Annotated in this window: 13 protein-coding genes; 5 read left to right on the top strand and 8 right to left on the bottom strand. The window is 32.2% G+C overall.

The genetic code is table 11. From position 1 onward, the window contains the following. Nucleotides 1-58: 58 nt before the first annotated feature. From ACKTTC_RS07180 to ACKTTC_RS07190, 3 genes are all read right to left on the bottom strand, one after another. Entirely contained in the window at nucleotides 59-1,447 is a 1,389-nt protein-coding gene (locus ACKTTC_RS07180) for an OmpA family protein (protein ID WP_408039126.1), read from the bottom strand. 117 nt (nucleotides 1,448-1,564) lie between these two features. Further along, the gene (kbl, locus tag ACKTTC_RS07185) at nucleotides 1,565-2,761 is read right to left on the bottom strand and encodes a glycine C-acetyltransferase (RefSeq protein WP_408039127.1); all 1,197 of its coding nucleotides are present in this window, start codon (nucleotides 2,759-2,761) and stop codon (nucleotides 1,565-1,567) included. A 25-nt stretch (nucleotides 2,762-2,786) separates the two neighbouring features. Beyond that, entirely contained in the window at nucleotides 2,787-5,909 is a 3,123-nt protein-coding gene (locus ACKTTC_RS07190) for a UvrD-helicase domain-containing protein (protein WP_408039128.1), read from the bottom strand. A 211-nt stretch (nucleotides 5,910-6,120) separates the two neighbouring features. Between ACKTTC_RS07190 and ACKTTC_RS07195 the strand changes: the two genes are divergently transcribed. Next, nucleotides 6,121-7,074: a carbon-nitrogen hydrolase family protein gene (locus ACKTTC_RS07195; RefSeq protein WP_408039129.1), complete on the top strand. Its 954-nt coding sequence runs from the start codon at nucleotides 6,121-6,123 to the stop codon at nucleotides 7,072-7,074. A gap of 6 nt (nucleotides 7,075-7,080) precedes the next feature. After that, the gene (locus ACKTTC_RS07200) at nucleotides 7,081-7,647 is read left to right on the top strand and encodes a cysteine hydrolase family protein (RefSeq protein ID WP_408039130.1); all 567 of its coding nucleotides are present in this window, start codon (nucleotides 7,081-7,083) and stop codon (nucleotides 7,645-7,647) included. Between the two features lie 10 nt (nucleotides 7,648-7,657). Here the strand turns inward: ACKTTC_RS07200 and ACKTTC_RS07205 are convergent, their stop codons facing one another. The 5 genes from ACKTTC_RS07205 to ACKTTC_RS07225 form a co-directional block, all read right to left on the bottom strand. Beyond that, a complete protein-coding gene (locus ACKTTC_RS07205) occupies nucleotides 7,658-8,818 on the bottom strand; it encodes a metal ABC transporter permease (protein ID WP_408039131.1) in 1,161 nt (386 codons plus the stop codon). After that, nucleotides 8,811-9,893 (bottom strand): metal ABC transporter permease, encoded by a 1,083-nt coding sequence (locus tag ACKTTC_RS07210; protein ID WP_408039132.1) that lies wholly within the window; start codon nucleotides 9,891-9,893, stop codon nucleotides 8,811-8,813. Before ACKTTC_RS07210 ends, ACKTTC_RS07205 begins: the two co-directional genes overlap by 8 nt. A gap of 96 nt (nucleotides 9,894-9,989) precedes the next feature. Continuing rightward, the gene (locus ACKTTC_RS07215; RefSeq protein WP_408039133.1) at nucleotides 9,990-10,730 is read right to left on the bottom strand and encodes a metal ABC transporter ATP-binding protein; all 741 of its coding nucleotides are present in this window, start codon (nucleotides 10,728-10,730) and stop codon (nucleotides 9,990-9,992) included. A gap of 8 nt (nucleotides 10,731-10,738) precedes the next feature. Continuing rightward, nucleotides 10,739-11,647, bottom strand: coding sequence for a metal ABC transporter solute-binding protein, Zn/Mn family (locus ACKTTC_RS07220; protein WP_408039134.1), 909 nt, complete (start codon nucleotides 11,645-11,647; stop codon nucleotides 10,739-10,741). 6 nt (nucleotides 11,648-11,653) lie between these two features. After that, nucleotides 11,654-12,307, bottom strand: a complete 654-nt coding sequence (locus ACKTTC_RS07225) for a metal-dependent transcriptional regulator (RefSeq protein WP_408039135.1) — start codon at nucleotides 12,305-12,307, stop codon at nucleotides 11,654-11,656. Between the two features lie 112 nt (nucleotides 12,308-12,419). Here ACKTTC_RS07225 and ACKTTC_RS07230 point away from each other — a divergent pair, with 112 nt between their 5' ends. The 3 genes from ACKTTC_RS07230 to ACKTTC_RS07240 all read left to right on the top strand — a co-directional run. Next, the gene (locus ACKTTC_RS07230) at nucleotides 12,420-14,708 is read left to right on the top strand and encodes a TonB-dependent receptor (protein ID WP_408039136.1); all 2,289 of its coding nucleotides are present in this window, start codon (nucleotides 12,420-12,422) and stop codon (nucleotides 14,706-14,708) included. A 129-nt stretch (nucleotides 14,709-14,837) separates the two neighbouring features. Next, complete coding sequence (locus tag ACKTTC_RS07235; protein ID WP_408039137.1) at nucleotides 14,838-17,624, top strand: TonB-dependent receptor; 2,787 nt, start codon at nucleotides 14,838-14,840, stop codon at nucleotides 17,622-17,624. 139 nt (nucleotides 17,625-17,763) lie between these two features. Then, nucleotides 17,764-18,708 (top strand): hypothetical protein (locus tag ACKTTC_RS07240; protein ID WP_408039138.1); only part of this gene is annotated, 945 nt, incomplete at its 3' end.

The raw sequence follows: 18,708 nt of genomic DNA on the forward strand, positions 1-18,708 counted from the left end.
GCATAAAAAAAGCCTCACAAAAGTGAGGCTTTTTATTGAATATTATGTGGTTCAATTATTACTTAGCTAATTGAATTTCTACACGTCTGTTTTGAGCTCTACCTGCTCTAGTTTTGTTAGAAGCGATTGGGTAATCCTCTCCGTAACCTTTAGCAGTTAATCTAGCAGCTTTAACTCCTTTACCTACTAAGTAATCCATTACAGCGTTAGCTCTCTTATCAGATAACTTTAAGTTAGTAGACTTTCTTCCTACGCTATCAGTATAACCGTTGATAGCAAAGTTAGAATCTGGGAAGTTGTTCATAATCTCAGCGATTAAGTCTAATTTACCAGTAACTCCTAATTTGAAAGTTGACTTACCAGAGTTGAAGAAAATTTCTCTTGCAAAGCTATCTAATTTAGCTTTTTCAACTTCAGTAATGATGATTAATTCTGGACATCCGTTGTTAGACGCAACACCTGGCTCATTTGGACACTTATCGTCTTTGTCTAATACTCCATCCTTATCAGTATCTGGCCATGGGCATCCACCGTTTTCAGCTGGACCTGCCTCATTTGGACACTTATCTTTGTTATCAGCGATACCATCACCATCAGCATCTGGACATCCGTTCATTGCTTTAGTTCCAGCTTCGTTTGGACAAGCATCATCTTTATCAGCAATACCGTCACCATCAGCATCTGGACAACCATTTAAAGCAGCAATACCAGCAGTATTTGGACAAGCATCGTCAGAATCCTTGATACCATCACCGTCAGCATCTGGACAACCGTTGAATTCTTTTAAACCAGCAACATCTGGACAAGCATCATTCTTGTCATAGATTCCGTCACCATCAGTATCTTTTCCACCGAAACGGAAAACTAACCCTAAAGAGTGTTGGAAGTGATCTTGTACTTTATCAGCAAATTCTTTCTTAGCACCAGTTTGGAAGTTTACACCAATGTTCTCGTTAAACCAAACATTGAAACCAGCCCCAGCATTTAAAGTTCCTTCTCCTCCTTCTACGAAAGATCCGTTAACCATTCTACCGAAATCAGTGTATCCTCCACCTACGTATACGTAAGGATCCCACCATGCAGTATCTCCGAATAAGTTATTTAAGTCCCACTTAGCTACTAAATCAATAGCCCAGTATAACTCATCGATATCATCTTCAACAATATATGTTTTTACTTTGTTAATAGACCCTGCTAATTGTAAAGAGAAACCATCGTTTAAGTATCTGTCAACACTAATTCTTGAGATTGAAGGCAATGTGTTATTACCCCATTCTCCTGTTCCGATATAGTCTTGTGCGTAATCGCCAAAATCAGACTGATACCTAACATCTACTGTGTTAATACCGAAACCTACAACCCAGGGATTGTTTTCGTCTTGTGCGTTAACGTTACTAAACGTTAGAAACGCAATCATAGCTAACATAGCTAATTTGAATTGTTTCATTATCAAAAATTTAAATTAAAAGTTCGTTTATATATAACGCAAATGTAAGTTGTTAAAACTTATTTACAAAAGCAAATCTACAAAAACTTATAAAAAAAACAAGTTTTTGCGCTTCTTTTACGAAATTACATTTAGCTCTTTTCCTACTTTTACAAATGCATTTATAGCTTTATCTAAATGCTCTTTCTCATGTGCAGCCGACAATTGAACCCTTATTCTTGCTTGCTCTTTTGGCACAACAGGGTAAAAGAATCCTATCACATAAATCCCTTCATCTAGTAACTTATTTGCCATTGTTTGAGAAAGTTTTGCATCATATAACATTACTGGTACGATAGCTGCATCTGCCCCAACTAAATCGAAACCTGCCTTCTCCATTTCTGTTCTGAAATAATTAGTATTCCATTCTAGTTTATCTCTCAAAGTTGTATCATTTGATAGAATATCGAATACTTTTAAAGAAGCTCCAACGATTGATGGTGCTAATGAATTTGAAAATAAATAAGGTCTAGAACGTTGACGTAAAATATCGATGATTTCTTTCCTTCCAGTAGTATAACCTCCCATAGCCCCACCTAGAGCTTTCCCTAAAGTTCCGGTTACGATATCTACTCTTCCTAAAACATTCTTTAACTCTAATGTTCCTCTTCCAGTTGCACCAATGAAACCAGCTGCATGGCATTCATCTACCATAACTAAAGCGTCATATTTTTCTGCTAAATCACAAATCTCATCCAGTTTCGCTACAATACCATCCATAGAAAACACACCATCAGTTACAATAATTTTAAATCGATGGTTTTGCTTATTCGCTTCTATTAATTGTTCTTCTAAAGCCTGCATATCATTATTTTGATAGCGATAACGTGCTGCTTTACACAAACGTACTCCATCAATAATAGATGCATGATTTAAACTATCTGATATAATTGCATCATCTTTTGTTAATAAAGGTTCAAAAACACCTCCATTAGCATCAAAAGCTGCAGCATATAATATTGTATCTTCAGTTTGATAAAACTCAGCAATTTTTCCTTCTAATTCTTTATGAATATCTTGTGTACCACAAATGAATCGGACTGATGACATTCCAAATCCGTGCGTATCCATTATATCTTTAGCTGCTTGGATTATCTCTGGATTGTTAGATAAACCTAAATAGTTATTCGCACAAAAGTTTATTACTTCTTCTCCTGTAGATATTTTTATAACAGCATCTTGAGATGATGTAATAATACGCTCACTTTTATACAATCCTGCATCTTTAATGTCTTGTATTTCTTTTTGTAAGTGTTCTTTTATTTTTCCGTACATGATTTGTTTGTTTGTGGTGATAAAATTAGGCAATTTCTTCAACTAAAATTGTCTCATTTATATATATCAGAATTTTTTTATCAACTTTAAAACCTAAATCTTCCAAATCTCTTTGATACATCTTAACCTGACTTTTGTCTGCATCTTTAGAAACCCCAGTTTTATAATCGATAATCGTTACTTTTTCTTTATCAAAAACTAATCTATCTGGTATTATAATTTGATTATCTATTGTTATCATTTCTTTTTCATTAAACACCTCTACTTCTTCTGAATAATAATCTTTCAAATCGTCATGATTTACAATATCGAAAATTAATCTCTTAATATCTTTCAAAATTTCTTGCGAAATTTCTCCCTGCATTTCATAAAAATGTAATGTTGGTATTACATCTTTTTTTGTTTTAATATTTGACAAGATAGTATGTACCAAATTACCATAAGCAATAGAGGTTTCTTGATTGGTGTCCCATAATTTAGAAGCACTAGACAACATTACTATATTATGTCGTTGCCAAGGTAAAGAGATGAATGTTTCTTGTAATTCTGTAGGCTTATTTGTTATTTCCTTTTTACTACATCGATTCGCTTCACCAAATGAATATTCGAAAACATTATCTTCCCATAGCTGTACATTTTTTAAATACGAAATAAAAATTCCAGAATAATAGTTTGTATTTTCTCCTGTTTTTGAAATTCTCTTTTCTGTGATAACATGCAATTGTTCTACTGCTCTAGTTAATGCAACATATAATAAATTGAAATTATCTAATTCTAATTCTTGTCGTTGTTGCTCATAAATCGTTGCTCCTCTATTATTCGTATAACTTAGTGTTTTGCTGTAGTCAATTAGTAATTCATTAAAATCTTCATAGGAATCAGGTAGTTCATCAAACCACACTTTAGGTTTTACTTGCCTGTAAATATCTAAATCGTAAGGAAAAATCACTACTGGAAACTCCAATCCTTTCGATTTATGAATTGTCATTATATTAACTGCTTCTGCATCTTCAGAAGTTACAATACTTAAACTGTCTTTTTTAACACTCCAAAACTCTAAAAAATCTTGAATGCTTGTTCCTTTTTTCTGTTGCTCCAAAACAACATCTAAGAAAAACTGCACATAAGCATCTGAACTTTCTATTAATTTAAAACTTCGTATGATATATTCTATTTTTTCATAGAATGGTAATTCATAACAAGTATTTAAGTTGAACTCTATTCCATAACTATGGAATGTTTTAAAAAACTCTTCAAGATTCTTTTTAACGAAAAGCTCGAAAAAGTCATGACTCCCTGTACTTATATTTAAATGATGATATAAGAAATATAAAATATCGAATTGTGTTTCTTCATCATTTGAAAATTGTAATAATTGTAATAATTGTACTATAAAATTTACTTTCTTACTGTTTTTCAACAATAAGGTTTCCGAAGAAATAATCTCTATTCCTTTTTCTGACAAATAATTTGCTACCGCTATACCTTCACTCTTTTTTCTAACCAATACGGCTATTTCGTTTAATTCAAACGAATCTTGTAGCGCAAGGATTTTTTCATACACTTTTTGAGGATATTTTGTTTTTTCAATTTCTTTATCTTCATTTTTTTCTAAGAAATTAATTGTAACCTGTCCTCCTACTTTTGAATTCTCTAATTGTTTATTTCCTTCTATGAACAATTGTTTGTATTGTTCGTTTCCAAAGAAATTTGCTACATATTGAAAAAAGTTATTATTAAAATTAATAACCTCTGTATAACTTCTATAATTACGCTCTAGTTGTTTTACTTCTTTTTCTACTTGAAAAATTTTATATGCTTCGTCACTCAAGTCTATTAACTGTTCTGCCTTTCCTCCACGCCAACGATAAATTGCTTGTTTTGCATCTCCCACCAATAACAAACTACTTTTTTCTTGAGCCAATGCATTATCTATTAGCGGTATTAGATTTTGCCATTGTAAAACTGAGGTATCTTGCATTTCATCTATAAAGTAATGCATAAATCGCTGCCCCAGTCTTTCATATATATATGGTGTAGGTTGGTTTTTTATATTATCGGAAATTAACTGATTAAATTCTGCATTTAATCGAATGTTATTTTCTTCTTTTAAGAATGTTAATTCTTGATTGATATTATTTAAAACTGCTAAAGGAATAATACTTTTAAGTACTAGTTGATTCAATATTACCTGCTGATACAAACCTTCTGATTCCGTATACAGGTTTAGTAAATCTGGAAGCATACCATCAATCACCGACTTTATTTCTTCAGATTTAGATTTTGAATAGAACATCCCTTCTTCAACACGTTCTTTCAACTTACTTTGATCGAAGAACTTAGCTGCCAAAGGATTACTTTTTAAAGCTATAAAATGTTTTGGAAGTAATGAATAATAAAAGTCTTTATGAGCAATTCCATTCGAATCAATTATTTGTAATCCTTCATCTCCTATTTCTTTTAATCTTTTTTCTATTTCATGTTTTTGTTTTTGAAGCTTTTGTTTTAAAGTATTAAAATCTGCAATTGTTTTATCGCTTAAGTTTCTGAAATGTTGAATATCATCTTCGTTCAGTAATACTTTTGCAAATTCTTTTAATTCAAAAGAAATATCCCATGATTTATCTTCATCTATTTTAGATAATGAAAAATCAATTAATAAGTTTGTTATTTCTTTTTGAGTTCCGATTTTAGACATTAATAAGTCTACTGCTTCATTCAATAAAGAAATTGCGTCCATTTCCACTTCAAAATTCAATGTAAGCCCTAAATCGAAAGCGAAGTTTTTAATAATCTTATGAGTAAAACTATCAATTGTAGTGACTGAAAATGCAGAATAGTTGACTAAAATTGCGTGTAATATTTTCTTACTTCTCTCTCTAGCATCAACTATATTTATATTCGTTTCTTCTAAAACTTTTTCTATAATTTCATTTGGTTTCCCTTCAGAAAAATCAGCTAAACTTTTTAACACACGTTCTTTCATTTCACCTGCTGCCTTGTTCGTAAACGTAATTGCTAATATTTTTTGAAAGTAAAAAACATCATTAGATTGCAGTAATACTTTTACATATTCTTTTACCAGAGTAAATGTTTTTCCACTTCCTGCTGAAGCATTATAAATTTGAAAGGATGAAGAGTGTTGCACTTTGTAAGTAAGTTTTATGCAAAATAACTTATTTTATTATTTTTTCCTTCATCAAATGGTTAAAAGAATTCGATGTAATTAACATTTTTCTTACTTGTTTTAAAAATCACATATAATTACAATTTGTTAAATAAGGAGTGTAATCGTAAGCTTACTAGATTCAACCGACTCATTTTCCATATATTCGTTTAAACATCAATCAAAATAACCAATGAGCACTCTTTTAAAAATAGGCATGGCACAAATAGCTCCTGTTTGGCTAGATAAAACACAAACCATAGAAAAAGTAAAATCATACATCGTACAAGCAGGTAACGAAAACTGTAATTTGGTTGTTTTTGGAGAAGGTTTGCTACCTGGGTATCCTTTTTGGTTATCTATTACCAATGGTTCTGAATTTAATTCTAGTATTCAAAAAGAGATTCATGCTCATTATATTAATAATGCTATACAAATTGAAAGTGGAGAATTAGACGGAATTTGTCAGCTTGCAAAAGAACATCAAATTGCTATTTATTTAGGTATTATTGAAAGAGCTAAAAACAGAGGTGGACATAGTTTGTATTGTTCTTTAGTTTACATTAATGAAGATGGAATTATTAAGTCTGTACACAGAAAACTTCAACCTACCTATGAAGAACGTTTAACTTGGTCTCCTGGTGATGGAAATGGTTTACAAGTACATCCTTTAAAAGCTTTTACTGTTGGTGGATTAAATTGTTGGGAGAACTGGATGCCTTTACCAAGAACTGCTTTATATGCTCAAGGTGAAAACTTACATATTGCTGTTTGGCCAGGTGCTGAAAAAAACACATTTGATATTACAAAGTTCATTGCTAAAGAAAGTAGATCTTTTGTAGTTTCTGTTAGCGGATACATGTCTATTGAAGATTTTCCTAAAACAACACCACATTACGAAACAATTATAGCAAATGCTCCTGAAATTCTTGCTAATGGTGGTTCTTGTATCGCAGGTCCAGATGGTGAATGGGTAATTCCACCTGTAACTGGAAAAGAAGGATTATTTACAGGAACTATTGATTACCAACGAGTATTGGAAGAACGTCATAATTTTGATTGTGTAGGTCATTATTCTAGGCCAGATGTTACAAAGCTTACTATAAATACAGAAAGACAGTCTATCTTAGATTTCTCAAATAAATAATACGTTATGAAATTAAGAGACACTAAACCTGCTTTATTGTTAGTAGACATTCAAAAAGGTTTTGACAAAGAAGATTATTGGGGAGGTAATAGGAATAATAAAAATGCAGAAGAAATATGTGCAACCATTTTAGCAAAATGGAGAACCTTACAGCTTCCTGTATTTCACATTATACATAGTTCACAAGATCCAAATTCCAGACTACATAAAACACACTCTGGCTTTGAAATAAGAGATGAAGTAAAACCACTTTCATCAGAACCAGTTATAGTAAAAGAAGTAAACAGCGCTTTTATAGGCACCAATTTAAAATCAATTTTAGAAACACAGCATATAGATACGCTTGTGATTGTTGGACTAACTACCAACCACTGTATCTCTACCACTACAAGAATGGCGGGTAATTATGATTTTAAAACCTATTTAATTTCTGATGCCACTGCTACCTTCGATAGAAAAGGAATTAATGGAGAAGTGTTTCCTGCTGAAATCATTCATCAAACTACTTTAGCGAGTTTAAATGAAGAGTTTGCAACAGTTATTAATTCTAAAGAACTATTACATATGATATAAAGATTATAATTTAACCTCTAAATAAGAAGAAATCTTCTTTCATCGATTCTATCTCAGAATCATCGTTTGTTATGATATAATCTATAGCTTTATCTGTAAACGCTTTCCCCTTTTCTGTAAGAGAAATAATATGATCTACTATTGTAATCATATTATTTTTTAAAGCCAAATCTACCACAGATTTTGACTTTACTTTTTGCCAATTGATATGTTCATTCAAGTGATTTATATGACGCTCTTCTTCTTCCTTATGATTATTTAAATGCAGTAAAAATGTTAATAGCAACACTTCAATTTGCTGTTGTTTATTCCTATACAATACAGATATCAACCCTTTACTTGGAGCAAACAGATATACCAATAGAAATATCAACCCTAACACCGTAGTCATTGATCCAGATATAGATGCATCTAAATAATGTGCTAACCAATATCCAGAAATAGCTGCAAAAACACCAAAAAACACTGCATACAATAACATTCTTTTTAGGTCATTCGTAAGTAAATACGCTGTCGCAGCTGGAACTATCATTAAAGCAACCACCAGAATAGCTCCTACCGCATCGAAAGCACCAACAGTAGTTACAGAAGCTACACTCATTAAACCATAGTGTAAAACAACTGGTGAAAAACCTAACGCTGTTGCCAATCCAGCATCAAATGTGCTTATTTTTAATTCTTTAAAAAAAGCAATTAACAAACCTAACGTAATCAACAAAATACTTCCAATTATCCATAAAGATTTTGGCCCTAAATCTACACCATTAATCATCAACCTATCAAAAGGGGCAAATGCTAATTCTCCTAGTAATACTACATCAGTATCTAAATGTACATCATTGGCATTTTTAGCAATTAAAATAACTCCAATACTAAACAATGCAGGAAATACCAAACCAATTGCAGTATCTTCTTTTACTAATTTTGTTTTTTGAATAAATTCAACTAAAACAACAGTAATTACGCCTGACAACGCAGCCATTGCAATTAATAAAGGTGAACCTAAATCATGTGTAATAAAGAAACCTAACACCAAACCTGGCAATATGGAATGACTAATGGCATCGCTTATTAAAGCCATTTTTCGTAACACCAAAAAAGTACCTGGAATTGCACATGCTATAGCAACTAAACTAGCTATTAATTGTATTTCTATCTGAGCACTAGTCATTCTCTTCTAATTGTTGATTATACAAATTCGCTGCAAAATGATATCCTTTCTCTGTCATTGACCACATTTTACCATTTACATTAATATATTCTTTACGTTCTAATTTTCGCAATGACTTTCTTGTAAACCCTTGAAAATTATTTAAGATTTTAACTGTGTGTGGATGTGAAATATTTTCGTGATTCTTAGCAATATCAAACATAAATGCCAATGTTTTATTCAGTATTAAATTATTCCTGTTTTGAATAAATCTAATTTGACGGAAAAGTAATCCTCGCGAGGGTGAAAAAATAAAAGAGAAAATAACAAAAACCGCAGCTATTAATACAATTACTGGTCCCGTAGATAAGTTATTTTGACTTGCACTTATTCCTGTTCCCAGTACTCCAGATAACGCCCCAAAAATTGCTGCCAACAACACCATAACTCCTAAACTATTTGTCCATTGCCTAGCTGCTGCAGCTGGAGCCAATAACATCGCACTCATTAGTACAACACCAACCGTTTGCAATCCTAATACAATAGCTAATACAATAAATGACGTTATTAAAATATCGATCCGTTTTGTATTAAAACCTAACGTTTTCGCGTAATCGGCATCGAATAGCAAAATTTTAAACTCTTTCCAAAACAGCAATAGCACAAACAAACAAATCAACGCTACAATTCCCATAAACCAAACATCTCTAGCCAATAAAGTAGCTGCTTGTCCAAATAAAAACTTATCTAACCCTGATTGATTTGCATTGGGTTGCTTCTGAATATAAGTTAGCAACAACATTCCAAAACCAAAAAAAACTGACAGTATTAACCCCAATGCTGTGTCTGACTTCAAATGTGTTTTTTTTACAATTCCACGAATCCAAAACGTACCAATTAACCCGCTAATTAAAGCTCCTACTAATAATACATTTGTTTCTTTTGTTCCTGTAATTAAAAATGAAATAGCTATTCCTGGTAAAGCAGCATGAGAAATTGCATCTCCTAATAAACTCTGTTTTCTCAGTACAGCAAAACTACCTAGCATACCACAGATTGCTCCTAAAATAGCAGTTCCTAAGCTAATTGTACGCAATGTATAATCGCTAAAAAGTAATTCAAAATATTCTACAAAATTGATAATATTTTCTTTTTAATGGTTTGTATTATTTTTAAACACGAAATCTTACTTCTACTGTTGCACACTTACCTTATAATTTATTCCATATGTTTTGGTAAGATTATCATCATTAAAGATTTCCTTAACTGGTCCAGTCGCAATTTTCTTTACATTTAAAAATGTAACCCAATCGAAATACTCTGGAACCGTTTGTAAATCATGATGAACAACAATTACTGTTTTCCCTGCTTTTCTTAATTCTTTTAAAATATTGATAATCGCTATTTCAGTAGTTGCATCTACTCCCTGAAAAGGTTCATCCATAAAATAAATTGCCGCATCTTGAGCCAATGCTCTTGCTAAAAAAACACGCTGTTGTTGTCCTCCAGACAACTGACTAATTTGTCGATCTTTAAACGGAAGCATTCCTACTTTTTCTAATGCCTCTAAAGCTTTTTTCTTTTCTTTTTTGCCAGGTCTTTTAATCCATCCTAGACTTCCGTAAGTTCCCATCATTACTACATCTAAAGCAGTTGTTGGAAAATCCCAATCCACACTTCCTTTTTGAGGTACGTACCCCACTAATTTACGTTGCTTACCATAAGGCTTTCCATATATGGAAATACTTCCTGCAATAGGATCTATAATCCCTAAAATAGATTTTATTAATGTAGATTTTCCAGCTCCGTTAGGTCCAACAATAGCCATCATTACACCTTCCGGAATTGCCAAATCAATATCCCATAAAACAGGTTTATAATTATAAGCAACTGTTAAGTCATCTACTGTTACTGCTAATTTTCTCTCCTCCATATTCATTTTTATAGTGAATTAACAATTCTCTCTACGTTATGTTTATACATTCCTAAGTAAGTACCTTCTGGTGTTCCTTCATTTCCTAATGCATCAGAATATAAAGTCCCTCCAATAACGATTTCATGTCCTTTAGATTTTACTGCTTCTTGCAAAGCTTCAACTGTTCTTTTAGGCACTGAACTTTCTACAAAAATTGCTTTTACATTGTTATCTATTATAAAAGCTGCCATCTTCTGAACATCTTTTACTCCAGCTTCTGTAGCTGTTGACAATCCTTGCAAACCAACAACATTAAAATCATATGCTTTTCCAAAATAATTAAAAGCATCATGAGCCGTGACTAAAACCCTCTTTTCTACTGGTATCACTTCTATTTTCTCTCCAATATTAGTTTTTAATGCTGCTAGTTTTTTTAAATACTGTGTTCCATTCTCTTTATAAGTAGCTGCATTTTTTGGATCTAGTTCAGATAATTGTTTCACTAAAGATTCAGTAATCAATTCCCAATTTGAGATATCAAACCAGATATGTGGATCGTAATTTGATGCAAAATATTCAGACCCTATCAATTTATCTTTATCAACTGCATCGGCAACAGCAATCGTTTTTTTATTTTGATGACGCATTTTTTCAAACACTTCTTCCAATTTACCTTCCAAATGCAATCCATTGTACACAATTACATCTGCATTAAACAGCTTTCCAACATCTCCTTCACTAGCTTTATACAAATGAGGGTCTACACCTGCTCCCATTAAACCTTGCACCTCTAGTTTATTTCCTCCTATGTTTTTTACCAAGTCGGTAATCATTGTCGTTGTTGTAACTACCTGCAATTTTTCATTTCCAGATTTTTTTTCTGGTTTACAACCTAGTATCAACAATGTAATTAATATGTATATATATATTTTCATTCTTCTTTACTTCTGTATATATAAATTGTTGGCTATTTTATTGGAAATAGTCAATTCTTTATCGTTCACTTTAATTTTTAAAGACTCATCAAATGGTTCTCTTTCTAGAATTTCAATCATAGCTCCCAATCCTATACCTTGCTTATCTAGGAACTGTAAAAATTCTGAAGAACTATCATTCACACCTACACAAACACCTTTATCATTTGTTTCTAATGTTGCTAATAATTTTTTGTCTATAACTTGAATATTTCCATCCTTATCTGGAATAGGATCTCCATGTGGATCTTGCTTCGGAAAACCTAAAAAAGCATCTAATTCATTAATTAATTTCGGTGATTTAATATGCTCTAATTGTTCTGCAACTTCATGCACTTCATCCCAAGAAAACTTCAACTTCTCAACTAGAAAAACTTCCCACAAACGATGTTTTCTTATAATATTTGCCGCTGTTTTCTTACCAAAATCTGTCAATCGCACACCTTGATATTTTTTATAAACCACCACTTCTTTTTCAGATAACTTTTTAACCATATCTGTTACCGAAGATGCTTTTGTAGCCAACTTTTTAGCAATAGCATTCGTACTAATTCCTTTTTCAGAATCGACAGCTAAATGATAGATTGTTTTTATATAATTTTCTTCAGATTGTGAAAACATAATTCATTTTATTCTTTGCAAAGGTACAATTTTTTGAAATATGAAATAAATTTTTAGGCGAGACTAAAAAATGATTTATATTTGCGTGAATTTTATTTTAGAATAAAGAAAAATGAAACATTTCATAGCTATTATATGCTTATTAACAGTGTTTTTAGGAAACACTCAAACCATTAAAGGAAAAGTTACATTTAACAATGAACCTGTACCTTTTGTTTCTGTTTATATAAAAGATACATCTATAGGAACCACAACCAATGAAAATGGACTGTATGAAATCAATGCGACAGCTCAAAAAGCTACAATCGTATTTCAAAGTATCGGTTTCAAAATTGTAGAAAAAGAAATCCAGTTAAACACTAATAACACAATAACAATTGATGTAAGTTTAGAAGAAGATGTTTTAGGATTAGATCAGGTCGTAGTAAGTGCAACAAGAACACATTTAAATAGAAAACTTGCTCCTGTAATTGTAAGTGTAACTGACTCTAAACTTTTAGATGCAACACAATCTATCAGCTTGTCAGAAGGTCTTAATTTCCAACCAGGTTTGCGTATGGAAACTAATTGTCAAAACTGTGGATTCTCTCAAGTACGTATTAATGGTTTAGATGGTGCTTATTCTCAGATTTTAGTAGACAGCAGACCTATTTTTAGCGCATTAAACGGTGTTTATGGATTAGATCAAATTCCAGCTAACGTTATACAACGTATTGAAGTAGTTCGTGGTGGTGGATCTGCATTGTATGGTGCGAATGCCATTGCAGGAACCATTAATATTATAACAAAAGATCCTATTGAAAACACTTTTCAAGTAGGTCAAAATGTTTCTTTAATTAAAGGAGATGCCTTAGATCTTGCGACAACATTAAACGGTACTGTAGTAAACGAAGAAGCTACCGCTGGTTTAACCTATTTTGGAATGTACAGAAATAGAAATCCATACGATTATGATGGAGATTCTTTTACAGAAATTACAAAATTAGAGACACAAACTTTTGGGTTTAAGGGATATTTAAAACCTACAGAAACAAGTAGACTAACTGCCGAGTTTAATAGTATCAGTGAATTTAGAAGAGGAGGAAATAAATTAAGCTTACAACCCTTTGAAAGTGATGTTGCAGAACAAATAGATTCTGATGTATTAATTGGAGGACTTACCTATGAATCTGTAATTAATGATGGAAAACAACATTTTTCAGCATATGTTTCTACTTCACGCTCAAAAAACAAAAATTATTATGGTGGTGGAGAAGATTTAATTGCTCAAAATGGAACTGTAATTGGTTTTGGAAACTCAAGGGACGAAACTTGGGTCTTAGGATCTCAATATGCACACAGATTAGATTCTTTCTTAGGAGGTAAAGGTAATTTTACAGGAGGTATTGAGTTCAAATACGATAAAATGAAGGATGAAAAACCTGGATTTAATGCTTTTGTAAATCAAACATTAAGAACCTATGGCATTTATGCACAACAAGAATGGACCATTAACAAACAATGGAAAGTATTAGGAGGTTTAAGAGCAGACATTCATAATTTAACTGATGAAAATATCATTTTAAATCCACGTTTAAATGTTTTGTATTTCGCTAATGAAAACACACGTTTGAGAGCTTCTTATGCAAAAGGTTTTAGAGCTCCTCAAGTATTTACAGAAGATTTACATGCACAGATAGCAGCAGGTGAAGTTTTAACTGTTCGTGTAGATAGAGCAAATCTCGTTTCTGAAACCTCGCATAGTTTTACGGCTTCTTTTGATTGGAACAAGAATTTATCTAAAGGAGAAATTGCCTTCACATTAGAGGCTTTTTATACAAAGTTGGTAAATCCATTTATTTTGGAGCAATTAAACAATCTAATTTGGGAAAAGAGAAATGGAGACAATGCTGATGTAAAAGGGATAAATATTGAAGCTAAATATGCTCCTAACGAAAAATGGATTTTACAAGCAGGTGCAACTATACAAGAAGGAAAATACAACGAGCCTGTACAATGGTCCGATGATCCAACTATTTCATTAGAAAATGCAGATAATTTCTTTAAGTCTCCTAACTTCTATGGAAATTTTGTAGCTACTTACGCTCCTACTAAAAGGTTTCAGAACAACATTTCTGGGGTATACACAGGAAGTATGTACGTTCCGCATCTAGCTGGATTTATTACACAGGACTGGTTGGAGAAAACACAAGATTTTTTTGAGCTTAACTTGAAATCTTCTTATGATTTCTATTTAGATGACCATAAACATTCAACGATTCAAATAAGCGGTGGAATTCAAAACCTATTTGACAGCTATCAACAAGATTTTGACCAAGGCGCAGATAGAGACGCAAACTATATTTATGGGCCTTCTAGACCTAGAACATTTTTTATAGGACTTAAATTCTTTAGTAATTAACATATTGGTTAATTACTCATTTTCAGCTTAACATTAAGTAAACATTCTAATAATACAAGTATAACTTATAACTAACCTTTAATTTACAGTTCCAGTTCACTTTTGCATTTGATATTAGAATAACTAAAAATGAAGAAATTTCTATTAATTGCTTTAGTAAGCTTAAGTCAATTTGTCTTTGCTCAAGATAAAGGAACTGTAACGGGGGTGGTTACTGATAAAGAATTAAATAATGAACCTTTGCCATTTGCAAATGTGTTTATTAAAGGAACCTCTATCGGAGGTAATACAGATATGGACGGAACATTCACAATTTCTGCTCCAGCTGGGCCATACACTTTAGTATTTAGTTTTGTTGGTTATCAAACTGTAGAAAAAACAATTACCATTGTAGCTGGAAAAACTATAACAGTTAATCAAGTAATGGGAGCTAGTGGTGGTGAACAACTAGAAGAAGTACAAATTACAGGAACTGTTAATAAAGAAAAAGAAAGCGCTCTTTTATTAGAACAAAAGAAAGCTGTTACTATTGAACAAAAAATTGGAAATCAAGAATTAGCTAGAAAAGGAGTTGGTGATGTGGCTACTGCTGTTACCAAAACGACTGGGGTTTCTAAAGAAGAAGGTTCTGGTAGTGTATTTGTAAGAGGTTTGGGAGATCGTTATAACGTAACAACTTTAAATGGCTTACCATTACCATCTAACGACCCTTCTAAGAAAAACATAGACTTAAGTATATTCTCTACTGATATTGTTGAATACATTGGTATTGACAAGACATATAATGTAATGAACTATGGTGATTTTGGTGGAGCGAATATCAATATTTCTTCAAAAGTATATAAAGGAAAAGGATTTGCTGAAATTAGTTTAGGATCAGGAATTAATTCAGTAGCTAACGGAAAAACTTTTTATGGAGCAGATGGACCTGGTACTTTTGGTTTTTATTCGACAACCTATCCTGCCTTTCCATTAAATAATTACAATTTTACAACTAGCTGGGATAGACAAGAAGGAAATGCCCCTATAAACACAGCAATATCTGTTAAAGGTGGTGATTCATTTAACCTAACAGATAATACAAAAGTAAGTTTCTTTGTTGTTGGTTCTTTTGATAATGATTATCAATATAGACAAGGAGTAGCTAGAGGTGATGTTAACGTTTCTGGTGTAGCCAGAAGAGATTTAACAAGAGAATCATATGCTTACAACACGAATACTACCTTAATGGGGAATTTACGTTTAAAATATAAAAACCATGAGTTTAAATACAATGGTTTAATGGTAAACAATTCTACTAATAGTCATGACGACTATCAGGGTATTTATGATGTTTTTGATAATGCACCAGAAGGTGGAGCTGTAATTCAAAGACAAACTTTTATTAGAAATACATTATTTGTTCACCAATTACTAGGTAATCACAAAGTTGGTGATGATTTAGTATTTGACTGGGGAGCTTCATATAATTTTAATGAAAATGAAGTACCTAATCGTGTACAATCTACTGTATTACCAAACAGAAACGACGAACCTGAAGGACCAAAATCTTTCTTATTAATCAGTAACGATTCAGATAACCACAGATTCTTTTCAGATTTAGAAGAAGAAGAAATCGCTGCAAACGCTAGTGTTACTTACAAATTTGCAAAAGATGCAGATGAGATTCATAGAGCTAAATTAAAATTAGGGTATAGTGGTAGATTTAAAGATGTAGATTTTGATGCTACACAGTTTAACTTCGCTATCACATTAAGAACGGTAACACAACCTATAATTGACGATGTATATGATTTAAACAGTTATTTCAATCAAGCTAATTTTAATGCAGGTTTGTTTACCATTAGAACCTTTAGAGGTGGTTTAGGTAGTACTACAGATGTTTTGTTACCACAAACTTACGGAGGTAAGCAAAATATTAATGCTGCTTATGCACAATTTGAATATAAGTTCTCTGATAAATTTACAGGTATCTTTGGTCTTAGAGGTGAAAAAATTAACCAATCGTTATTCTATGATACTTCTATTAACGATGGAGAAAGTGATTTAGATGAAACTCAAATCTTACCATCTGTTTCATTAAAATATACGTTAAACGACGAGCAAAACTTAAAATTTGCAGCAAGTAAAACATACACCTTACCTCAATTTAAAGAAAGAGCTCCTTTCTTATTTGAAGATGTTGTAAACAACTCTTTAGGTAATCCAAACTTATATTCATCAGATAATTACAATGCAGATTTTAAATGGGAATACTTCCCTCAAAAAGATGAAATTATATCTGTGGGTGCATTTGGTAAGTATATTGCAAATCCAATTAACGAGATTACAATCAACTCTGCTTCTAATGATATCAGTTATGTAAATACTGGAGATTGGGGAATTGCTTATGGTCTTGAAGTTGAATTAAGAAAAACACTTTTCAATAATGAAACTGAAACTAACGATGCTACATTAAACAACAAATTAACTGTTGGTTTAAATACTTCATACATGATTCACAATCAAGAGCTAAATCCTGAGAAAGTTATTAGAGAAAACCCTGGAAGCAGCGTAAATTTCACAAATACTGAAGATGGTTTTGCTGGTGCTTCTGACTTATTATTAAACACTGACTTTTCGTATTTAAAAGACTTTAGCAATGGCATGAACATTCAATCTACTGTGGTATTCAATTATTTTACAGATAGAATTTTTGCTTTAGGAACACAAGGAAAAGGAAATTTAGTAGATAAAGGTTTTGGAACTTTAGATTTAATCTTAAAATCTAAATTAAACGAAAGAATGTCATTAGGTTTATCTGCTAAGAACTTATTAAACCCTAGTATTGAAAGATTTCAAGAAGACCAGGATGTTATTATTTTAGCTTACAAAAGAGGAGTCGATTTTAGACTTTCATTATCATATAAGTTCTAGTTAACTGTAGGTTACCTCGTATAACTTTTACTTAACAATCCAATAACCCAAGATTAATTTTTGTAAAACATTTAATTAATCTTGGGTTACTTTTTTTGTGTTATCGAAAAAATTAATGAATATAAATTTCAAATTTAAAATGAAAAGACAAATTTTTAGCCTTATGATCATGGCAGCTACTTTAGCTTTCGTTGTATCATGTGGAGACGACGATCCTGTTCGTAGTGCTTCTTGTACTGACGGAATTCAAAACGGGGATGAGACAGGAGTAGACTGTGGAGGTTCTTCTTGTCAGCCTTGTGCGAGTTCAGATTTAACTGGTGATGTAACTACTGACGTTACTTTAGATGCTTCTGTTACTTACAAACTTACTGGTGCATACGTAGTACAAGATGGTGGAATTTTAAGAATTCCTGCAGGTACAAGAATTGAGGCTACTGGGGGAACTTCTGCTTATATTGCTGTAGCACAAGGTGGTAAAATATATGTAGATGGTAATAAAGACAATCCTGTAGTAATGACTTCTGGTGCAGCAACTCCAGCCCCTAAAGACTGGGGTGGATTAGTTGTTTGTGGTAAAGCTCCAACAAATATTGGTGCTACTGCTACTTCTGAAGTTGCTGGTTTAACGTATGGTGGTTCAACTGCAAATGATGATTCTGGTTCTATTCGTTACTTAAGAATTGAGTATACTGGAGCTACTTTTAACTCTTCTAAAGAGTTTAACGGACTTTCTTTATTTGGTGTTGGTTCTGGAACTACGGTAGAGTATGTACAATCTTTCGAAGGTGGGGATGACGGTATCGAATTCTTTGGAGGAACTGTTAATGGTAAATATTTAGTAGCTACAAACTCTGGTGATGATTCTATTGATTTCGCTGATGGTTGGGCTGGTATTGGTGAATACTGGTATATCTCAGGAAGTGCTAAAGCTGGTATTGAAGGTTCTAATAATGGAAACGACGGTAACGCTACTCCTGTAACTAACGCTACTTTAAGCAAAATTACTGTTGTAGGTCCTGTTACTGAAGGTGCTTTATTCTACAAAGAAGGTGGAGGAAACTTTACAATTGACAATTTCTAT

The sequence above is a fragment of the Tenacibaculum amylolyticum genome (assembly GCF_964511145.1).
Taxonomy (GTDB): domain Bacteria; phylum Bacteroidota; class Bacteroidia; order Flavobacteriales; family Flavobacteriaceae; genus Polaribacter; species Polaribacter amylolyticum.

Coding starts and splice junctions, on each gene's coding strand:
- ACKTTC_RS07180 (WP_408039126.1), bottom strand. CDS start 1,447: ATGAAACAATTCAAATTAGCTATGTTAGCTATGATTGCGTTTCTAACG.
- kbl (WP_408039127.1), bottom strand. CDS start 2,761: ATGTACGGAAAAATAAAAGAACACTTACAAAAAGAAATACAAGACATT.
- ACKTTC_RS07195 (WP_408039129.1), top strand. CDS start 6,121: ATGAGCACTCTTTTAAAAATAGGCATGGCACAAATAGCTCCTGTTTGG.
- ACKTTC_RS07200 (WP_408039130.1), top strand. CDS start 7,081: ATGAAATTAAGAGACACTAAACCTGCTTTATTGTTAGTAGACATTCAA.
- ACKTTC_RS07205 (WP_408039131.1), bottom strand. CDS start 8,818: ATGACTAGTGCTCAGATAGAAATACAATTAATAGCTAGTTTAGTTGCT.
- ACKTTC_RS07215 (WP_408039133.1), bottom strand. CDS start 10,730: ATGGAGGAGAGAAAATTAGCAGTAACAGTAGATGACTTAACAGTTGCT.
- ACKTTC_RS07220 (WP_408039134.1), bottom strand. CDS start 11,647: ATGAAAATATATATATACATATTAATTACATTGTTGATACTAGGTTGT.
- ACKTTC_RS07225 (WP_408039135.1), bottom strand. CDS start 12,307: ATGTTTTCACAATCTGAAGAAAATTATATAAAAACAATCTATCATTTA.
- ACKTTC_RS07230 (WP_408039136.1), top strand. CDS start 12,420: ATGAAACATTTCATAGCTATTATATGCTTATTAACAGTGTTTTTAGGA.
- ACKTTC_RS07235 (WP_408039137.1), top strand. CDS start 14,838: ATGAAGAAATTTCTATTAATTGCTTTAGTAAGCTTAAGTCAATTTGTC.